Consider the following 17,116-nt stretch of genomic DNA (forward strand, 5'->3'; position numbering starts at 1 on the left):
TCAGCTAATTACGCGGATGCTATAGCCCCAATTGGCTGAGTCCCGGATGGTCATCCGGGCGGCGTCCCTGAGGCCAATGAAACAGACGTTCATCCTCGCGGATGGGCAGGTCGTTGATGCAGGCAAAACGGCGCTGCATCAGACCTTCGTCGTTAAATTCCCAGTTTTCATTACCGTATGAACGATACCAGTTGCCGGAATCATCATGCCACTCATAGGCATAGCGTACGGCAATGCGATTGCCTTCAAACGCCCAAAGCTCTTTGATGAGCCGATACTCAAACTCCTTTTTCCATTTCCGTGCCAGGAACGCCTGCGCTTCAGTACGACCATTGACGAACTCGGCACGGTTACGCCATTGCGTATCGAGCGTATAGGCCAACGCGACTTTGGCCGGGTCACGGCTATTCCAGCCATCTTCAGCAAGGCGGACTTTTTCAATGGCGCTTTCACGCGTAAAAGGAGGAAGCGGTGGGCGGCTAGTGCTCATATGAGTCTCCGGGTTAGCAATGTAGACAGGTCTGTCTACTTGGTGCTAAAATATTCCGACCACCAGCGTTTGTCAACGGAGAAAAAAGACGATGAACAGGGAAAACAGCAACCCGCGCGCCGTGAGTGCCAAAGAGAAAATCCTGACATCCGCACACACGTTATTTTATCTCCACGGTATTCGCGCTACGGGAATAGATAAAATTATCGAGCATGCTGGCGTCACCAAAGTGACGTTTTACCGCCACTTTCCCAGCAAAAATTTGCTGATCCTCGCCTATCTGGATTACCGCCATACCCTATGGATGGACTGGTTTTCTAATACGTTGAAACAGCACGATGTAACGACGCCTGACCCAGTGGAAGCGTTGCTCTCCACCCTGTGCCTCTGGTGGAGCGATCCTGACTTTCGCGGCTGTGCGTTTTTGAATGCAACGGCAGAGATGAGTGAGGTACTGCCCGAGGTTGAGCAACTGACTCGAAACCATAAATCCGCCGTGGCCGCCGAGCTGGCGACACGGTGGTCACTGGATGATTCAGCGCTTGCTGCCGTTGTCATGGCGCTGGATGGCGCTATCATGCACGCGCAGATGGGCTATCCCGTTGTTCGGGTCGCAGGACAGCTACGCCAGATGTTAAACGCGCTGTTGGCTGCTAGTAGGTAAGCGTAATCACTACCGTATCGGTATAAACGCCGGGAGAGGGCCATTTCTGCGCGGGGATATTCCCGTAGACCACCAGCTCCTGCGGCTGTCCGCTGCTGGAATATTGTTTCTCCTGGTTGTCTTGTGACCACGCAATGGAATGTGCAGCGTCCTGATAGAGTCCGTAGCTGACGCATTCGTCGTTATGGCACAACGAACGCGCATTGCCGTCAGGGTGCAGACCATGGCCTATTCCGACGGAATACGACGTACCCGTTGGGCATTGAATGCTGATGTTGGCGGTTGAACTTGCCTGCAACAAATTCGTCGCGGCGGGGGTTTTGCTACCAAATTCCATGTCATCGGTGCTGACAATCTCACAGCCATTTTTCACCGTCGCCGTGGCGCTGATTTGGTCAGTAACCAGCGTCCCGGAGAGCCCGCTGCATGAGGGCAACGACTGTATTGATGATGCTGAGGCGTAGCGGATCTGTACGCTGGTGGCGTAATCGTAATATGTTCCGGCGCTGATATCCGTCTGCCCAGCGTTTATCTTGCCGATGAGCGGAATATCATGCTCGACGTTACTTTGACTCCCCCCCAGTTCCATATCAATTTGCGCGTAAACGTCACCGTTTTGACTCAGGGGATGGTGCAGATCGTAAATGGAGTAGAGCGAAAAATAGAGCGGTGTGGTCGAAGGCTCATTCTGGCTCATGGGGATAGGATCATCTGCCATGAGCTTCAGGCAGGCGCGAACATACTCGGCCTTGCCATCGTAGTTATTGCAGGTGAACGACAGCTTTGTGCTGGTGGTGCTGCTTGCGCCTGGCGTAACGGTGCCAAAATTGAGCCCGGGAGGGCTGCCGTTCCAGCAGTCTGCCGCTTTTGCGGCAGGGCACAATACCACCATTAGCGCCAGAAGCAGGCTGATGAACCCTAATGAGCGAGTGACTGACATAGCGCGTTGATGACCTCTACGGAATGGGAATGACTACGCTGCTGCGGCAGCGTCACCTGACAGGATGAAGATGCCCATTGAACGCTAACTTTGCCGCTAGCCGGTGGGTCTTCAAGGTATATTTTGCCATCGTAGCCAGCGATGGTTTGTTGCGTGCCGTGTGATGGCGCTTCACCTTGCGCCGTACTCACGCTGACCTGCGCCGAGAAAGGCACATATTTACCGTCAGCGGTTTTCACCGTCATCAGTAGCGCATGGGTTTTATAAATGGTGAATTTAGCCAGCGCGCCGCTGGCGGTTTTCGGGATCAGTACCTCGCTGGTATAAGGTGCGCGGTATTCTTCGTCCAACTGGAGCACATCGATATCCAGACGGTTTTCCTGATACGGATTGAGGTTATTGAGGAACAGCATCCCATTGTTATCGGTATGACCGACAGGACGGTGTTCCAGATAAACCGGTACATCGGGTACGTTAGAGGTATCAACAATGGCAAAGGCGCTACCCAACACGCGGGTGGCATACAGATGACCCATAAACAGACCAAGCGCGCCAGACAGAGAGCCATAATAATCGTTGGCGTTGTCCTGGCGGTTAAAGCCCAATGCCATATCGCTCCAGTGATTACGATGCTGGACGGTAGCGTGGACGGCGGCGTTATCCCCATTTTGGGCCGACATGTTCCAGCCCCATCCCGGCTTATTCGCATCGAGCGAGTGTGCCAGACTCGCCTGCATGGCGTTGCCGTCGTTATCATGGCTGTCTTGCAGCGAGAGGTAATCTTTATGCTGGTTCAGCGGCATGCTGACGTTCAGGAAAACCGTCGTATTGCGTTCGTCGCCCAGTTCACGGGTCAGGCTGGTGGCAAGCGTAATGCCATGGGCGTAGCTTTTAGACCACGACACGCCTGCATACTGCGATGAGGAATCCTGATAAGTTTGGTTCACCCAGCTCACCCCGAAAGTGCCGGCAGCATCAAAAGTCACGCTGGCAAACGCGGAATCTTCACGGGTCGTCAGGGTATTGTCCGCAATGGATGACACGTCCCGATAACCGTTGCTGGCCTGGGAATGGTTGAGCGCGACGTTATAGCGGCGGTTATTCCACTGCCAGCCGGAACCCCACTGCGAGCCGCTATTATCATCATACTGGCTGTTTGAGGCGTTAAGATGAAATACGCCGAGCGTCGGTGACAGCAGGTAATCCCAGCCCATCCCTTCATTGTGCAGCTGCGCGCTTTGCTCGGCATGTAGCCCAACCGTCGATTTATTACTGAATCCATAGCGCCAGTCGCCGACGCCGACAAATTGGCTGTCATAGCTATTTGATTGGTAGGTGTAATCTTTTCGTACCCAGCCCGCGCTCACTCCCCAGGTATTTAGCCCTGCAGAGAGTAATTGCGTGGCGCCATAGAGATCGAGATTCACCACGCGCTGCTGGCCGTTGATGTCGGTAATCACCACCTGCGCGCCTTCGTTGCCAGTGAAAATCGGCGCGGTATTGAGGGTAAATTGCCCGGGGTCAACGCGCTGCGACGACGCTTTCACCCCGCGGACGTACAAATCCACGGTTGATGGCAGGGTGACGCTATCGGTCAGAATATCCTGCGATGAGGTGCTGAAGTTAGGCTGTGTGGCGTAGTTATGGGCAATATTGATGCCGCCAAAACGTACGCTGTTGTTCCAGCTTTGGCTGGTGGTAAAACTGTCGCCCAGCGTCATTGAGAACAGTTTGTCGACGTTTTGATACACCCAACTGCTCATTAACCGACGCGTGCCGCGTTCGGCGTCGGTTGTGTTGGTAGTGTCTTTGCTGTTAAACGATGAGCTAAAAAAACCGGAGCCCAGGCCAAAGGTCCGAAACTCGCTGAAGAGTGAAGTATCCTGCTCACCGCTTTCGTGACTGGTAAAGATGTTGTAGTTCAACGCCAGACCACGGACTTCAGGCGAAAGCTGAGAGTTATGAACCAGGTGCGAACCATTGCGGTTGACCAGGCGGCTGTCACGACCCAGCCACTCTTTGCTGGCCACAATGTTGATGCTCTGACTCAGATTATCAAAGGTGACGTCCAGGCCATCCTGAGGGCTGAGATCGAGATAGCCCTGTTTTTCAGGCAGAGAGGCCGTTTCGATGTCGAGTTTTTTGGCATCGTTGGCGGAAATATAGAGCTTATTATCCCTATTTTGGGCTTTCACGAAGCCTTTAATCACCTGCCCGTTCACCGTTGCGGTCAGGTAAAGCGTCGCATTTGCTGCAGCGTATGCGTGAGTGCAGACCAAAAACCAGAGCGGTAGGGTATTACGGAATAATATTGATGGTCTGTTGCTTCTCATTATCGTTCAGATTTAGTGATAAAGATGACGCGTTAGTCATTCCTTTCGGTAAAGGCCATTCCTTTTCACTTTGAGGCAGTACGTAGCCGAGCAACCCTTTACTCATCGACACGCTTTGTGCACCGGCGTGAAGCGTGATGTCGCTTAACTTGAGGTGCTGTGTGCCATTGTTACGGACTTTAAGCATCACCGGATGCGCGAGACGGTCGATGGAGAACGTCACGCGGTTGAGATCCGGCAGCTGTTCTTTGCAGTTCACAAAAACCGGGATGGAGTAACGTAGAAGAAAACGCACGCCATCTTTTTCTGCCATGTTGTTACTGCCGGGCAGTTCATCTACCACCAGGCGATAAGCCCGCTCGGTATCGCCGCTTGGCGGCACCGGGAGGATCACGCGGATAAGCTGCTGGCGAGCCGCGGGAATGCTGGTCATCGGCGGGCTGACCAGCAAATCTTCGGTGTCGCTCAGGGAGTCTTTGTTGTTTTGCTGGTGCCAGGCGTAAACGCGAATCTGTGCGCCGATAGCCGTGCTACCGACGTTTTTCACGTAGATAGCCTGGGCGGTTTCCCCGGCACAAAAACCGACGTTCACCGGATACACCTGCAGGGTGGCCGCATATGAAGGCAGGGCTAATAGCGCTCCTAAAGTAGAAAGAATGATGCCAGACAGTTTGCGTTTCATATGCTAAGCCCGGAGTTAAATTAGTAAGTGACGGTGAGGGTTACGGTATCGGCGTAGTCGCCTGCGGGCGCTTGCGCCAGCGCATCAGAAGCCACTTTGCCGTAAATTGGGATCACCTGAGCGGAGCCGTTACCGCTGCCAGAAATCGCGGTCGTAGAGAGATCGCTTGTTCTGTCGGAGTCACCGTACAGGTTGTAGGCCACAGTTTCTGAAGCGTCTTTGTTTTTCATTGCATAAGTGCGACCGCTCTCGCTGGTGAGGCTATAGCTGGTGCCGTTGGTGCAGGTCACAGAGGCGTCTGCCGAAACGTCAATTTCACCGGAGTCGCTGGCGTGTGAACCGAAATCCATATCAGCAACGCTTATCTGGCAAGATTTCTCGATGGTTAATTTGACGTGCATATCAGCCGATGCCGTCTGGGTTGAATCATCTGCGAACGCAGCAGATGAAAATAAAATGCTAATCGCAGTCAGCGTTAATACAGTGGCTTGACGGTTAATCATTTTAAAACTCGCTAAATATTAATAATTTTCGGGGTGGGATAATAACGGCGCGGAGAATAGAGGTTGGGAATAATCTTAGAGTGAGTAATCGTGCTATGTCTAAGAAATGTGAATGAACTGATCTGATATTTACAATTGATAACTAGTAGAAAAATCTTGCGCAATGCCTGGCGGTATTGCGCAATAGCGGTTAACGCAGGGTACGAATTGCCGCGATCAGCCGTTCGACGCCTTGTTCCAGCTTCACGCGCGGGCATCCCGCATTCAGACGAATAAAGCCGTTGCCTTCTTCGCCGTAGGTATAACCCGGCATAATGGCGACCTTCTGCTGCTTAATTAACACGTCCTGTAGTTCACGATCGTCAATACTCAGCGGGCGTAAATCAATCCACGCCAGATAGGTTGCTTGTGGCATCGCCCACTTTAATTCCGGGAAGGCGGTATTCAGCGTCTGCTCGATATAACGCATATTTTCCTGCAAATAATCGCGCAGTGCATCCAGCCAGGTTTCCCCGTGCTCGTAGGCAGCAATATGAGCGACCAGCGCGGGTACAGAAGGTGAAGAGAGGCCATCACGGTTTTTTAGCGCCGTAAGATAGGCTTCGCGTGCCGTGTCCCCAACAATCATGCCGTATGCGCCGGTGAATGCCGGAATATTGAAGCTCTTTGACCCTGAGGTGAACAGCGCCCACTCGCCGCGAGCTACTTCGCTCCACGGAATATGCGCGTGGCCCTGCCAGGTCATATCCATGTGAATTTCATCGCTAATGACGCGCACGTTATGTTTTTCACATAGTGCCGCCATGGTTTCGAGTTCATCACGGGTCCAGACTTTGCCGGTCGGGTTTTGTGGGCTACACAGCAGCAGCACGGTGTTCTGCGGTTCGGCAAGTGCCGCTTCCAGTTTGTCCATATTGCAGAACCACTGACCGTCTTGTTTATCCATCGGAACGCCAACCACGCGGCGTTGATTACCTTCGATAGTTTTAAAGAACGCGTCATAGGCAGGCGTATGCACCACGATCCCGTCTCCGGGAGCGGACCATTGGCGAATCATCTCGGCCACCATATAGATAACCGATGGGCCGTAAACCAGCGTGTTGGTATCAATCACCGCGTGAAAACGGTGGGCGTACCAGTGGGCGATGGCAGGAAGAAACTCATCGTTTTTCCAGCGGCTATAGCCAAACACGCCGTGGGAAAGCCGTTTGCTCAACGCGTCCAGGATGCAGGGCGCGGTAGCGAAGTCCATATCAGAGATAGTAAATGGCAGCAGGTCGGCGTCGCCAAAGCGGTCGGCAACATAGTCCCATTGGGTGCACCAGGTGCCGTGTCGGTCAATCACCGTTGAAAAATCAAACATGTGGAGATCCTAACGAAGGGAAGATTGGGCTATTTTGCCCCTGTTATGCACAGGGGCAAAGGGCTTTACGCTTGCACGGAGTTCATCAGTACCGACAATTCGTCTTTTACCGACTGAACCTGTGGGCCAATAACCACCTGGAGATTATGCTGGTTCAGCTTTACCACCCCAATGGCGCGGTTGGCTTTCAGCGTATCGACATCTACTTTATCCATGTCATTAACGGACAGACGCAAACGAGTAATGCAGTTATCAAGAGAGGAAATATTCTCTGCGCCACCCAGGGCCTGCAGGATAACCGGCACATTGTAGCCGGACTTCCCGGTCACGCCGCTGGTGGTCTGTTCTGCTGCAGGCGTGGTATCTACATCACGGCCCGGCGTTTTGATGTTAAAGCGCACGATAGCGAAGCGGAAAATGGCGTAGTAAACCGCAAACCAAACCGCAGCGACAACTGGCACCAGATACCATTTGGTCGACAGACCGTGCAGGATACCGAACACCACGAAATCGATAATATTACCGTCGGTGTTACCGATGGTGACGCCCAGTACCGCCATCATGGTGAAGCCCAGGCCAGTCAACAGCGCATGGATAGCGTACAGCACCGGTGCAACGAACAGGAACAGGAATTCCAGTGGTTCCGTGGTGCCGCCCACGACGCAGGCGATCACGCCAGAAATCAGCAGGCCTTTAATTTTATGACGGTTTTCTGGACGAGCACAGTGGTACATCGCCAATGCTGCACCCGGCAGGCCGCCGAGGAAGGCCGGCATTTTGCCCTGAGACAGGAAGCGGGTAGCGCTTTCGGAGAAGCCGTGGGTGGTCGGACAGCTTAGCTGCGCCTGGAAGATGGTCAGTGCGCCGCTGACGTCGTGGCCGCAGACGTCCATGGTGCCGCCCGCTTCGGTAAAGCGAATCAGCGCCACCAGAATATGCTGTAGACCAAATGGCAGGAGCAGACGTTCACCGGTACCGAAGATCATCGGGCCGAAATCACCGGCGCCGTTAATAACCTGACCCAGCGCTTTAATCCCCAGAGCAAATACCGGCCATACCAGCGGGATCACCAGACCAACCAGGCCCAGCACGACGGTGGTGATAATCGGTACAAAACGGGTGCCGCCGAAGAAAGCCAGCGCATCTGGCAGGCGAATAGTGTGGAAACGCTCGTGCAGCATCCAGACGATAATCCCGCAGATAACCGCGCCGAGGATACCGGTATCGATGGACTGAATACCGATAATGTTCTGAATATTATTGGCTTTCAGAATCGCCGCGTCGGTGGTTGGCAGGATACCTTTGGCGGTCAGCCAGAAGTTAACGGCCAGGTTCATCACCGCGTAGCCTACGAAACCGGCAAAAGCCGCAACGCCTTTGTTATCGCGAGCCAGCCCCAGAGGAATGGCGATACAGAACATCACCGGCAGGAAGCTAAACGCGAAGGAGCCGACTTTGCTCATCCAGATAAAGACGGCTTGCAGGAACGGCGTATCAAGCCACGGCAGCAGCGTGGTGACATCATGGCTGCTTAGCGAACTGCCGATTCCGAGCATGATCCCGCAGAAGGAAAGCAGGGCAACCGGCAGCATAAAGGTTTTGCCAAGCTGCTGGAAAAATTCCCAGAGGGTGACTTTTGGTGCGGTATTCGCCGTCATGAAACGACTCCTTAATCCTGAAAAAAGGGTTTCTAACAATCTTGGGACAGGAAGATAAAACGTTTTACCATTTTTTAGTGAGAAACAAATCACAAAAGCAAGTGATAATAAGGTTTATAAAGTACATGTATTGATAAAACGTTTTATCTCTTGAGCAAAAGGAGCCCCGCTGGAACCATGGCGATTGCAAAAAAAGTCACCATTAACGATGTTGCACTGGCGGCCGGTGTGTCCGTCAGTACCGTCTCGCTGGTTCTCAGCGGTAAAGGGCGAATCTCTTCCGCGACGGGTGAGCGCGTTTACCAGGCTATCGACCAACTTGGGTTTGTGCGCAACCGTCAGGCCGTCTCATTGCGCGGCGGGCAGACGGGAGTGATTGGCCTGATTGTCGGCGATCTCTCGTCGCCGTTTTATGCCGAGCTCACGGCGGGAATGACCGCCGCTCTCGAGTCTCAGGGTAAAATGGTGTTTCTGACCCAGGGCGGAAAGCGGGGCGAGCAGATGCTGCAACGTTTCGATGCGTTGGTGTCGCAGGGCGTTGACGGCGTGGTGATCGCCGGTTCGGTCGACCAGGCCGCTGAACTGCGGGCCAAAGCGGCAGAGTCCGAAACGCCATTGGTGTTCGCTTCTCGCGCCAGCTACCTCGATGAAGTTGATATTATTCGCCCGGACAATATGCAGGCGGCGCAACTGGTGACCGAACATCTGATTCGTCGGGGCCATCAGCGCATTGCCTGGCTCGGTGGGCAAAGCTCATCCTTGACTCGCGCGGAACGGGTCGGAGGCTACTGTTCTACGCTTATCAAGTACGGTCTGCCGTTCCATAGCGAATGGGTGCTGGAGTGCGAGACCAGTCAGAAGCAGGCGTCGGAAGCGATTACCGGCTTGCTGCGGCACAACCCGACGATTAGCGCCGTGCTGTGCTACAACAGCGTGATTGCCATGGGCGCGTGGTTTGGCCTGATGCGGGCTGGTAAGCAGAGCGGTGAAGACAGCGTTGAGAGCTATTTTGAACAGCGCGTGGCGTTGGCGGCTTTTGCCGATGTGCCGGAAAAGGCGCTGGACGATGTGCCGCTGACCTGGGTTACCACGCCTGCGCGCGAGATGGGGCAAAGCGTTGCCGAGCGGATTTTACAGCGCATTGATACCGGGCAAGGGGCGGCCAGAAACCTGATTATGCCGCCGCGGCTGGTGGCGAGGAAATAGGGTACTGAGCACGTTCCCGGCGTCGCGATGCTTGGCCGGGCTACGTTATACGTCATGCCTGATAAGCGTAGCGCTGTCGGGCATGAAACCACCGATTACGGTAATAAAAAAGCGCCTGAAAAGGCGCTTTTTTTGATTATGGTGCAGGAATGGTTGCGGGTTCTTCCGGCTGGGCCAGGCCCGCCATACCGAACATCCCGACAAAATCTTCCAGCGGCATTTTCTGCCCGTTCAGCGTCACCTGCCCATCTGCGTACTGCAGGCTGCTGCTGATCGCGTTGTCCTGAGTGGTGGTGAGACGGAACATCTGCCCCATCGCCGCCAGACCCTGAACCTGCTGTGTGGCTAATTTGGTAGCATCTTCCTGCTGATAGCCTTCCAGACGCGCGACCTGACTCATCAGCTCGGTTGCCATATCCATTGGAATAGACAGTTTAGCGTCCAGCGATTTCACGCCGCGGTCGACCTGCTGCGCCAGCGTGGTTGCCTCTCCAGTGGCCTGTGCCGGGTCTTTCAGTGCCAGAGAGAGGTTCAGCGAGCTTTCACCTTTGGCATTTTTCCAGCTCAACGGTGACAGTGTCACAACTGGGTCGCCTTTCAGCAGAATCGGCAGAGTGCTGAACAGCGCGTCGACCGCTTTTTGCTGATACAGTTCAGGGTTTTGCGCCAGATCCGGCTGCGCCATCAGCGCCTGGGTCTGTGCCTGATACTGCTGGCTGAACTGATGCATTGCCACGCCGTCGATACCGTCAACCTTCAGCGTCAGCTGCCCGCTGCCGAAATCTTGATTCTGCAGCTTGAGGTTATTCAGCGTGTAATCGAGCTGGCTGTTAATTTTTTTACCGTCAGGCGTCAGGGCGGACTTCCCGGCAATACGCATACCGGTTAACTCGGCCAGATCTTTACCTTCAACAGAGACCGCGAGGCGCTCCAGGGAGAGAGTCTGATCGCCGATGCGCTCATCAAACGAGGTCAGCTTGCTGGAGCCGTCGGTTTTCAGGCCGTTGAAGATGAACTGAACTTTCTGATTGTATTCGTTAACCGCATTGACCTGGCCGCTTTTGGCTTCACCGGTCAGCGACACCAAGCTGCCCTGGCTATCCGCAGAGAGTACGAAATCGCCGCCGCTAAAGGTGACCTTCTCGGCATCTTTCTCATAATCCAGCGGTTTGAGCGCAATGGCGGACTCTGTGTCGCCGTTGTAGCTGATGCGGGTGTTGATATCAAACGGGGATTGCCCTTTGGCGAGGTCGAACAGCGGCTTAGTCACTTCATTGTTAACCAGTACGGTGTTCACGCTTGCCATCGCTGGGGCAAGGTTGAAGGATTTGAGCGACGCCAGTGGGATAGGACCGTGACTAACGGACTCATCCAGAATCACGCTCTGACCTGCTTTTAACCATGAATTTTCAGCGCCGGCCAGCGGCTTCACCACCATTTTCAGTTGGCTGCTGAAAACACCACGCTGGTAGTCCTGATAACTAATCTCAAGACCGGCTTCCGGTGCGCTCAGCTTAAGCTGGGCGTTCGCCTGAGAGACCATATCCGCAATATGCGATTCCAGTTGTTTGCCCGTGTACCAGGCTCCACCTGTCCAGACCACCCCTAAAGCGACAATAATACCTGCGGCAACCAGCGTTTTTTTCATAGTATTTTATCCATAAAAATGAAACCAGGCGGGAAAGCCGCCTGGTCGAGTCATAAGGCTATGCAAAAGAGTAGCAAGCCTGTCCTGAAACTTCAGTATTTACTTTAACTTATTATATACACGCGCTAAACGACCGTTACCGCTGACTTGAATCGGTGATTCATTCGCCGCAACAAAGGCAGATTCACCCGGTTTTAACACCAGGCGCTGGTCGTTTTTGCTAAGTACAGACTCGCCGTCAACACAGAACAGAATGGCGGCACCGTCCTGAGTCAATGTGGCAGCGTTGTTGCCCAGAGCGTGCAGGGAGAAAGCAAAATCTTCAACCGGGATCGGGAAGTCCATTTCATCGCCGCGCAGCTCAGGCTGGGTCAGCAGCTCATTAGCCGGTTTTGCGATGAATTTGACGTTAGCGACCAGTTCCGGAATATCAATATACTTCGGCGTCAGACCCGCACGCAGTACGTTATCGGAGTTTGCCATCACTTCAAGGCCGGTACCGCGCAGATAAGCGTGCGGGGTTTCAGCGTACAGGAACATCGCATCACCCGGATTGAGCTGAACGATGTTGAGCAGCAGCGGAGAGAAGAGGCCGCTGTCATCCGGATAGAATTCGGCAATCAGGCGAATAGCATCCCAGGCAAGACCCTGCTGGGTTTCCAGCGCCGTGCGCAGCACCTTCAGCGCCTGCGCTTTTTCATCACCCTGCATATTCAGCAGGCCCGCGAACAGCGCGCTCAGACGTTCGCCGTTTGGCTGGGCGATAAACTCACCGATAAGCGGATTGGCAGCCACAACCGGCTGCAAAAGCGTAGCGATTTCCGCAAATTCGCGGAAAGCGTTCATTGCCAGGAACGGCGTCAGCGCAAATACCAGCTCCGGCTTGTGGTTTGGATCTTTGTAGTTACGCTCTGCGGCATCCAGAGGGATCCCGGCGGCGTTTTCTTTCGCAAAACCCACTTCCGCTGCTTTTTTGCTCGGATGGACCTGAATAGAGAGCGGTTGTGCGGCGCAAAGCACCTTGAACAGGTAAGGTAATTCGCCAAAACGGGCGGCAACGTTAGCGCCCAGCAGCGCGGTCTTATCGGCATCGATAACGTCGCGTAGCGACTGCACGGCACCGTGGCTGTCGGTAATCTTTGAGCTGCTCTTCGGGTGCGCGCCCATCCAGAGTTCAGCCATTGGCAGACCGTCAGGATTGGCCATTCCGTAGAGTTCCGTTAACGCAGTTTTGCTACCCCAGGCATAGTTTTGCACTGAGTTGATGAGTTTTTGCATTATCAAGCCCTGTTTCAATGTGGATTCTTTGGGTCGTATTAAAGCAAAAAAATGCGCTGCCGTATGCCGTAGAAATAAAAAGTCGTACTTGTCTCAGTTTTTGTTAAAAAATTGTGTACGATAGGGTAACTCGCTTTTAACCTGGGCAAATGGAAAGACTGCCCTTCATAACATCATCAAAGCAGTAAGTGAGAGTACAATGTCGAATAAACCTTTCTATTATCAGGATCCTTTTCCGTTAGAGAAGGATGAGACCGAGTATTACCTGTTAAGCAACGACTACGTTTCCGTCGCAGAATTTGAAGGTCAGGAAGTCCTCAAAGTTGCCCCGCAAGCGTTGACGCTTCTTGCTAAACACGCCTTCCACGATGCTTCCTTCATGCTTCGCCCCGCCCACCAGCAGCAGGTGGCCGATATTCTGAACGACCCGGAAGCCAGCGAAAACGATAAGTACGTGGCGCTGCAGTTCCTGCGTAACTCAGATATCGCAGCGAAAGGCATCCTGCCAACTTGTCAGGACACCGGCACCGCGATCATCATGGGTAAAAAAGGCCAGCGCGTCTGGACCGGCGGTGGCGATGAAGCGGCCCTGGCTCGCGGCGTCTACGACACGTTTATCGAAGATAACCTGCGTTACTCGCAGAACGCCCCGCTGGATATGTACAAAGAGGTCAACACCGGCACCAACCTGCCTGCGCAGATTGACCTCTACAGCGTCGATGGCGACGAATATAAGTTCCTGTGCATCGCCAAAGGCGGTGGCTCAGCGAACAAAACCTACCTCTATCAGGAAACCAAAGCGCTGATTACCCCAGCCAAACTGAAAAATTACCTGGTTGAGAAGATGCGTACCCTCGGCACCGCGGCTTGCCCGCCGTACCACATTGCCTTTGTGATAGGCGGTACCTCGGCAGAAGCCACGCTGAAAACCGTTAAGCTGGCGTCGACCAAGTACTACGACGGTCTGCCAACCGAAGGTAACGAGCACGGCCAGGCATTCCGCGACGTCGAGCTTGAAAAAGAGCTGCTGGTCGAAGCTCAGAATTTAGGGCTAGGCGCGCAGTTCGGCGGCAAATACTTCGCTCACGATATCCGCGTGGTGCGTCTGCCGCGTCACGGCGCGTCCTGCCCGGTCGGGATGGGCGTTTCCTGCTCTGCTGACCGTAACATCAAGGCCAAAATCAACCGCCACGGCATCTGGATTGAGAAACTGGAAAACAACCCAGGCAAATACATTCCGGAGTCGCTGCGTAAAGCGGGCGAAGGCGAAGCGGTGAAGGTTGACCTGAACCGTCCGATGAGCGACATCCTTAAGCAGCTGTCCCAGTACCCGGTCTCTACGCGCCTGTCGTTGAGCGGTACTATCATCGTGGGTCGCGATATTGCGCACGCCAAGCTGAAAGAGCGCATGGACAAAGGCGAAGGGCTGCCGCAGTACATTAAAGATCACCCGATCTACTACGCAGGCCCGGCGAAAACGCCGGAAGGCTATGCCTCTGGTTCCCTTGGCCCAACCACCGCGGGGCGTATGGACTCCTACGTCGACCAACTGCAGGCGGAAGGCGGTAGCATGATCATGCTTGCGAAAGGCAACCGTAGCCAGCAGGTGACCGACGCCTGCCATAAGCACGGCGGCTTCTACCTCGGCAGCATCGGTGGCCCGGCGGCGGTACTGGCGCAAAGCAGTATTAAGAGTCTGGAATGCGTGGAATACCCGGAGCTGGGTATGGAAGCTATCTGGAAAATTGAAGTGGAAGACTTCCCGGCGTTTATCCTGGTGGATGACAAAGGCAACGACTTCTTCCAGCAGATTCAGGCGTCGCAGTGCGCCCGCTGCGTGAAGTAATCTCTTTTGCCGCCCTTCGGGGCGGTTTTTGTTTCTCCGTCCATACTTATCTTTTTCGCAAGAGCAATGTCACTTCACAATCACTTTGAATTCAAGGAGAAGGTAATGACAACGTCACGCCGCGAAAGCGATTCTATGGGGCCGATTGAGGTTCCCGCTGACAAACTGTGGGGCGCGCAAACCCAGCGCTCACTGGAGCATTTTCGTATCTCCACCGAGAAAATGCCGCTTTCGCTGATTTATGCCCTGGCGCTGACCAAGCGCGCGGCAGCTAAGGTTAACCTGGATTTAGGTCTGTTAGCGGCTGAAAAGGCCGATGCCATTATGGCGGCCGCCGATGAAGTCCTGAAAGATCAGCATCCTGATGAGTTTCCGCTGGCTATCTGGCAGACCGGCTCCGGCACCCAAAGCAATATGAACATGAATGAGGTGCTGGCTAACCGCGCCAGCGAACTGCTCGGCGGCGAGCGCGGCATGTCGCGTAAGGTTCACCCGAATGATGACGTGAACAAAAGCCAAAGCTCGAACGACGTCTTCCCCACGGCGATGCACGTGGCGGCAATGATTGCGTTACGCGAGCATCTGCTACCGCAGCTCGCGGTTTTGCAGGAGACGCTACGCCAGAAATCGGAAAGCTTCCGTGACATCGTCAAAATTGGCCGCACCCACCTACAGGACGCCACGCCGCTGACGCTGGGCCAGGAGTTTTCCGGCTGGGTGGCGATGCTGGAGCACAATCGTCGCCACCTTGAGCACAGCCTGCCGCACCTGAGCGAGTTAGCCTTAGGCGGCACCGCGGTAGGAACAGGGTTAAATACCCACCCGGAATATGCGGTTCGCGTGGCCAAAGAACTGGCATCGTTGACCGGGCAGCCATTTATCACCGCGCCGAATAAATTTGAAGCATTAGCCACCTGCGATGCGCTGGTGCATACGCACGGCGCGCTGAAAAGCTTGGCGGCATCGCTGATGAAAATTGCCAACGACGTGCGTTGGCTGGCCTCCGGCCCGCGCTGCGGCATCGGCGAGCTATCCATTCCGGAAAATGAACCGGGTTCTTCCATCATGCCGGGTAAAGTAAACCCGACCCAGTGTGAAGCGATGACCATGCTGTGCTGCCAGGTGATGGGTAATGATGTGGCGGTCAATATGGGCGGCGCGTCCGGCAACTTCGAGCTTAACGTTTATCGCCCGATGATTATCCACAACGTGTTGCAGTCCGTGCGCCTGCTGGCTGACGGCATGGAGAGCTTTAACGAACACTGCGCGGTGGGAATTGAGCCTAATCGTGAACGTATCGATCAGTTGCTTAATGAGTCGCTAATGCTGGTGACGGCGCTGAACACCCACATCGGCTACGACAAAGCGGCGGAGATTGCCAAGAAAGCGCATAAAGAGGGGCTGACGTTGAAGAACGCGGCGCTGGCGTTAGGCTATCTCAGCGCCGAAGAGTTTGACCGCTGGGTACGGCCAGAAGAGATGGTCGGCAGTCAGGTCAGCGGCGCTTAATCCGGTGCTAGCCACAGGTGCAGCCGCTCAATCATGAGTTTAAGCGGCTGCGCTTCCGGCTTGTGCCGGTGCTGTACGTTATCGGCATCGTAGTTCAGCAGTTCGCCAAGATCCGGCACGCTAACGCCGTTGCGCCCGGAAATCACCGCAATCAGCGGGCCGGGGCAGGCGTACTGCACCTGTTTTTGCTCACCCGCGTACCACACGCGTGCAATCGGCTGAACCTTCACCGGGCGCTTAATTTTCAACTTCGCCTGCTGCGGCAGCGCGGCAATATCCTGGTATTCTCGCTCCAGCCTCGATTGCCATTGTTCCCGAGTCCAAGGCGGTACCGCGCGCGGAGATTTCAGGCTTTTTTCCAACTGCGCCAGCACCTCATCGCGAGTTAAGTTCTTGATGATATGTTTGTTCGCCCAGCCAAAACGAATGGTGCTTGGGTCGGAGAGCAGGGTGAGTGAACGGTAGGCGTTGAGGGTAATCAAACCGGGAATATAGCGGTGCACCCATTCGAAACGCGCCACTGGCGGCAGGCCGGAATCGACGGTGATTATCTGTTCCAGCGTCGTCTTTAACGTATTGATGTGCTGCACGCGAGCAATGAGCGCTTCATGCTGTTCGGTCGTTGCCTGCAGGCAGATAGCGCCGGGAAGACGCACCGCAGCCTTGCTGCTGAGATTCTCAGACTGCTGCTGAATAAACAGATGGTTAAAATGCTTCAGCGCCATTTCAAAGGCGGTTTGCCCCAGATGCTGAACGACCTGAATCTGGGAGAGCGGGGCGTGCTCGGCCGTTTTTTTCACTTCCGGTAGTTCAAATATTCGCGCGGTGAGCAGGCGGCAGTCGGAGAGTTCATCGCGCAGCTCCAGCAGATGGTGTTCTATCTGACGAAAGGTGTCAGTTAACCGCTCCACGAGGTCGTAGCTGGCCATGGTTTGCTCTCCGCATCTTAATTAGTTACAACATACTATTCATGCTGCTAACTATAAGCCAGAATCA

Annotated in this window: 14 protein-coding genes; 4 read left to right on the forward strand and 10 right to left on the reverse strand. The window is 54.4% G+C overall.

The genetic code is table 11. The features are described from left to right. Nucleotides 1-19 precede the first annotated feature (19 nt). The gene (locus RDN66_RS00880) at nucleotides 20-490 is read right to left on the reverse strand and encodes a nuclear transport factor 2 family protein (protein WP_202215775.1); all 471 of its coding nucleotides are present in this window, start codon (nucleotides 488-490) and stop codon (nucleotides 20-22) included. A 91-nt stretch (nucleotides 491-581) separates the two neighbouring features. Between RDN66_RS00880 and RDN66_RS00885 the strand changes: the two genes are divergently transcribed. Beyond that, a complete protein-coding gene (locus RDN66_RS00885; RefSeq protein WP_202215774.1) occupies nucleotides 582-1,154 on the forward strand; it encodes a TetR/AcrR family transcriptional regulator in 573 nt (190 codons plus the stop codon). Here the strand turns inward: RDN66_RS00885 and RDN66_RS00890 are convergent. The 6 genes from RDN66_RS00890 to malX form a co-directional block, all read right to left on the reverse strand. Further along, nucleotides 1,144-2,094, reverse strand: a complete 951-nt coding sequence (locus tag RDN66_RS00890; protein ID WP_035896375.1) for a spore coat U domain-containing protein — start codon at nucleotides 2,092-2,094, stop codon at nucleotides 1,144-1,146. The genes RDN66_RS00885 and RDN66_RS00890 overlap by 11 nt on opposite strands. Further along, nucleotides 2,073-4,427 (reverse strand): fimbria/pilus outer membrane usher protein, encoded by a 2,355-nt coding sequence (locus RDN66_RS00895; protein ID WP_202215773.1) that lies wholly within the window; start codon nucleotides 4,425-4,427, stop codon nucleotides 2,073-2,075. The genes RDN66_RS00890 and RDN66_RS00895 overlap by 22 nt, the downstream gene beginning before the upstream one ends. Continuing rightward, nucleotides 4,393-5,109, reverse strand: a complete 717-nt coding sequence (locus tag RDN66_RS00900; RefSeq protein WP_202215772.1) for a molecular chaperone — start codon at nucleotides 5,107-5,109, stop codon at nucleotides 4,393-4,395. Before RDN66_RS00900 ends, RDN66_RS00895 begins: the two co-directional genes overlap by 35 nt. Before the next feature lie 20 nt (nucleotides 5,110-5,129). Next, on the reverse strand, nucleotides 5,130-5,510 hold the full coding sequence (locus tag RDN66_RS00905) for a spore coat U domain-containing protein (protein WP_227675082.1): 381 nt from the start codon (nucleotides 5,508-5,510) through the stop codon (nucleotides 5,130-5,132). Nucleotides 5,511-5,802: 292 nt separating this feature from the next. Continuing rightward, nucleotides 5,803-6,975 (reverse strand): MalY/PatB family protein, encoded by a 1,173-nt coding sequence (locus RDN66_RS00910; RefSeq protein WP_202215770.1) that lies wholly within the window; start codon nucleotides 6,973-6,975, stop codon nucleotides 5,803-5,805. 65 nt (nucleotides 6,976-7,040) lie between these two features. After that, on the reverse strand, nucleotides 7,041-8,633 hold the full coding sequence (gene malX / locus RDN66_RS00915) for a maltose/glucose-specific PTS transporter subunit IIBC (RefSeq protein WP_115074198.1): 1,593 nt from the start codon (nucleotides 8,631-8,633) through the stop codon (nucleotides 7,041-7,043). A gap of 177 nt (nucleotides 8,634-8,810) precedes the next feature. Here malX and RDN66_RS00920 point away from each other — a divergent pair, with 177 nt between their 5' ends. Continuing rightward, a complete protein-coding gene (locus tag RDN66_RS00920; protein WP_123650406.1) occupies nucleotides 8,811-9,839 on the forward strand; it encodes a Mal regulon transcriptional regulator MalI in 1,029 nt (342 codons plus the stop codon). 136 nt (nucleotides 9,840-9,975) lie between these two features. Here RDN66_RS00920 and RDN66_RS00925 read toward each other — a convergent pair whose 3' ends face one another. Then, on the reverse strand, nucleotides 9,976-11,487 hold the full coding sequence (locus RDN66_RS00925) for a YdgA family protein (RefSeq protein ID WP_202215769.1): 1,512 nt from the start codon (nucleotides 11,485-11,487) through the stop codon (nucleotides 9,976-9,978). A 99-nt stretch (nucleotides 11,488-11,586) separates the two neighbouring features. After that, a complete protein-coding gene (gene manA, locus RDN66_RS00930; protein WP_202215768.1) occupies nucleotides 11,587-12,765 on the reverse strand; it encodes a mannose-6-phosphate isomerase in 1,179 nt (392 codons plus the stop codon). A gap of 199 nt (nucleotides 12,766-12,964) precedes the next feature. Here manA and fumA point away from each other — a divergent pair, with 199 nt between their 5' ends. Beyond that, entirely contained in the window at nucleotides 12,965-14,611 is a 1,647-nt protein-coding gene (gene fumA / locus RDN66_RS00935) for a class I fumarate hydratase FumA (RefSeq protein ID WP_035897082.1), read from the forward strand. A gap of 105 nt (nucleotides 14,612-14,716) precedes the next feature. Then, on the forward strand, nucleotides 14,717-16,120 hold the full coding sequence (gene fumC / locus RDN66_RS00940; protein ID WP_035897084.1) for a class II fumarate hydratase: 1,404 nt from the start codon (nucleotides 14,717-14,719) through the stop codon (nucleotides 16,118-16,120). Here the strand turns inward: fumC and tus are convergent. Next, nucleotides 16,117-17,049, reverse strand: a complete 933-nt coding sequence (gene tus / locus RDN66_RS00945; RefSeq protein ID WP_035897085.1) for a DNA replication terminus site-binding protein — start codon at nucleotides 17,047-17,049, stop codon at nucleotides 16,117-16,119. The genes fumC and tus overlap by 4 nt on opposite strands. Nucleotides 17,050-17,116 lie beyond the last annotated feature (67 nt).

Origin of the sequence: uncultured Kluyvera sp. (genome assembly GCF_902485085.1) — a bacterium.
Classification (GTDB): domain Bacteria; phylum Pseudomonadota; class Gammaproteobacteria; order Enterobacterales; family Enterobacteriaceae; genus Kluyvera; species Kluyvera ascorbata.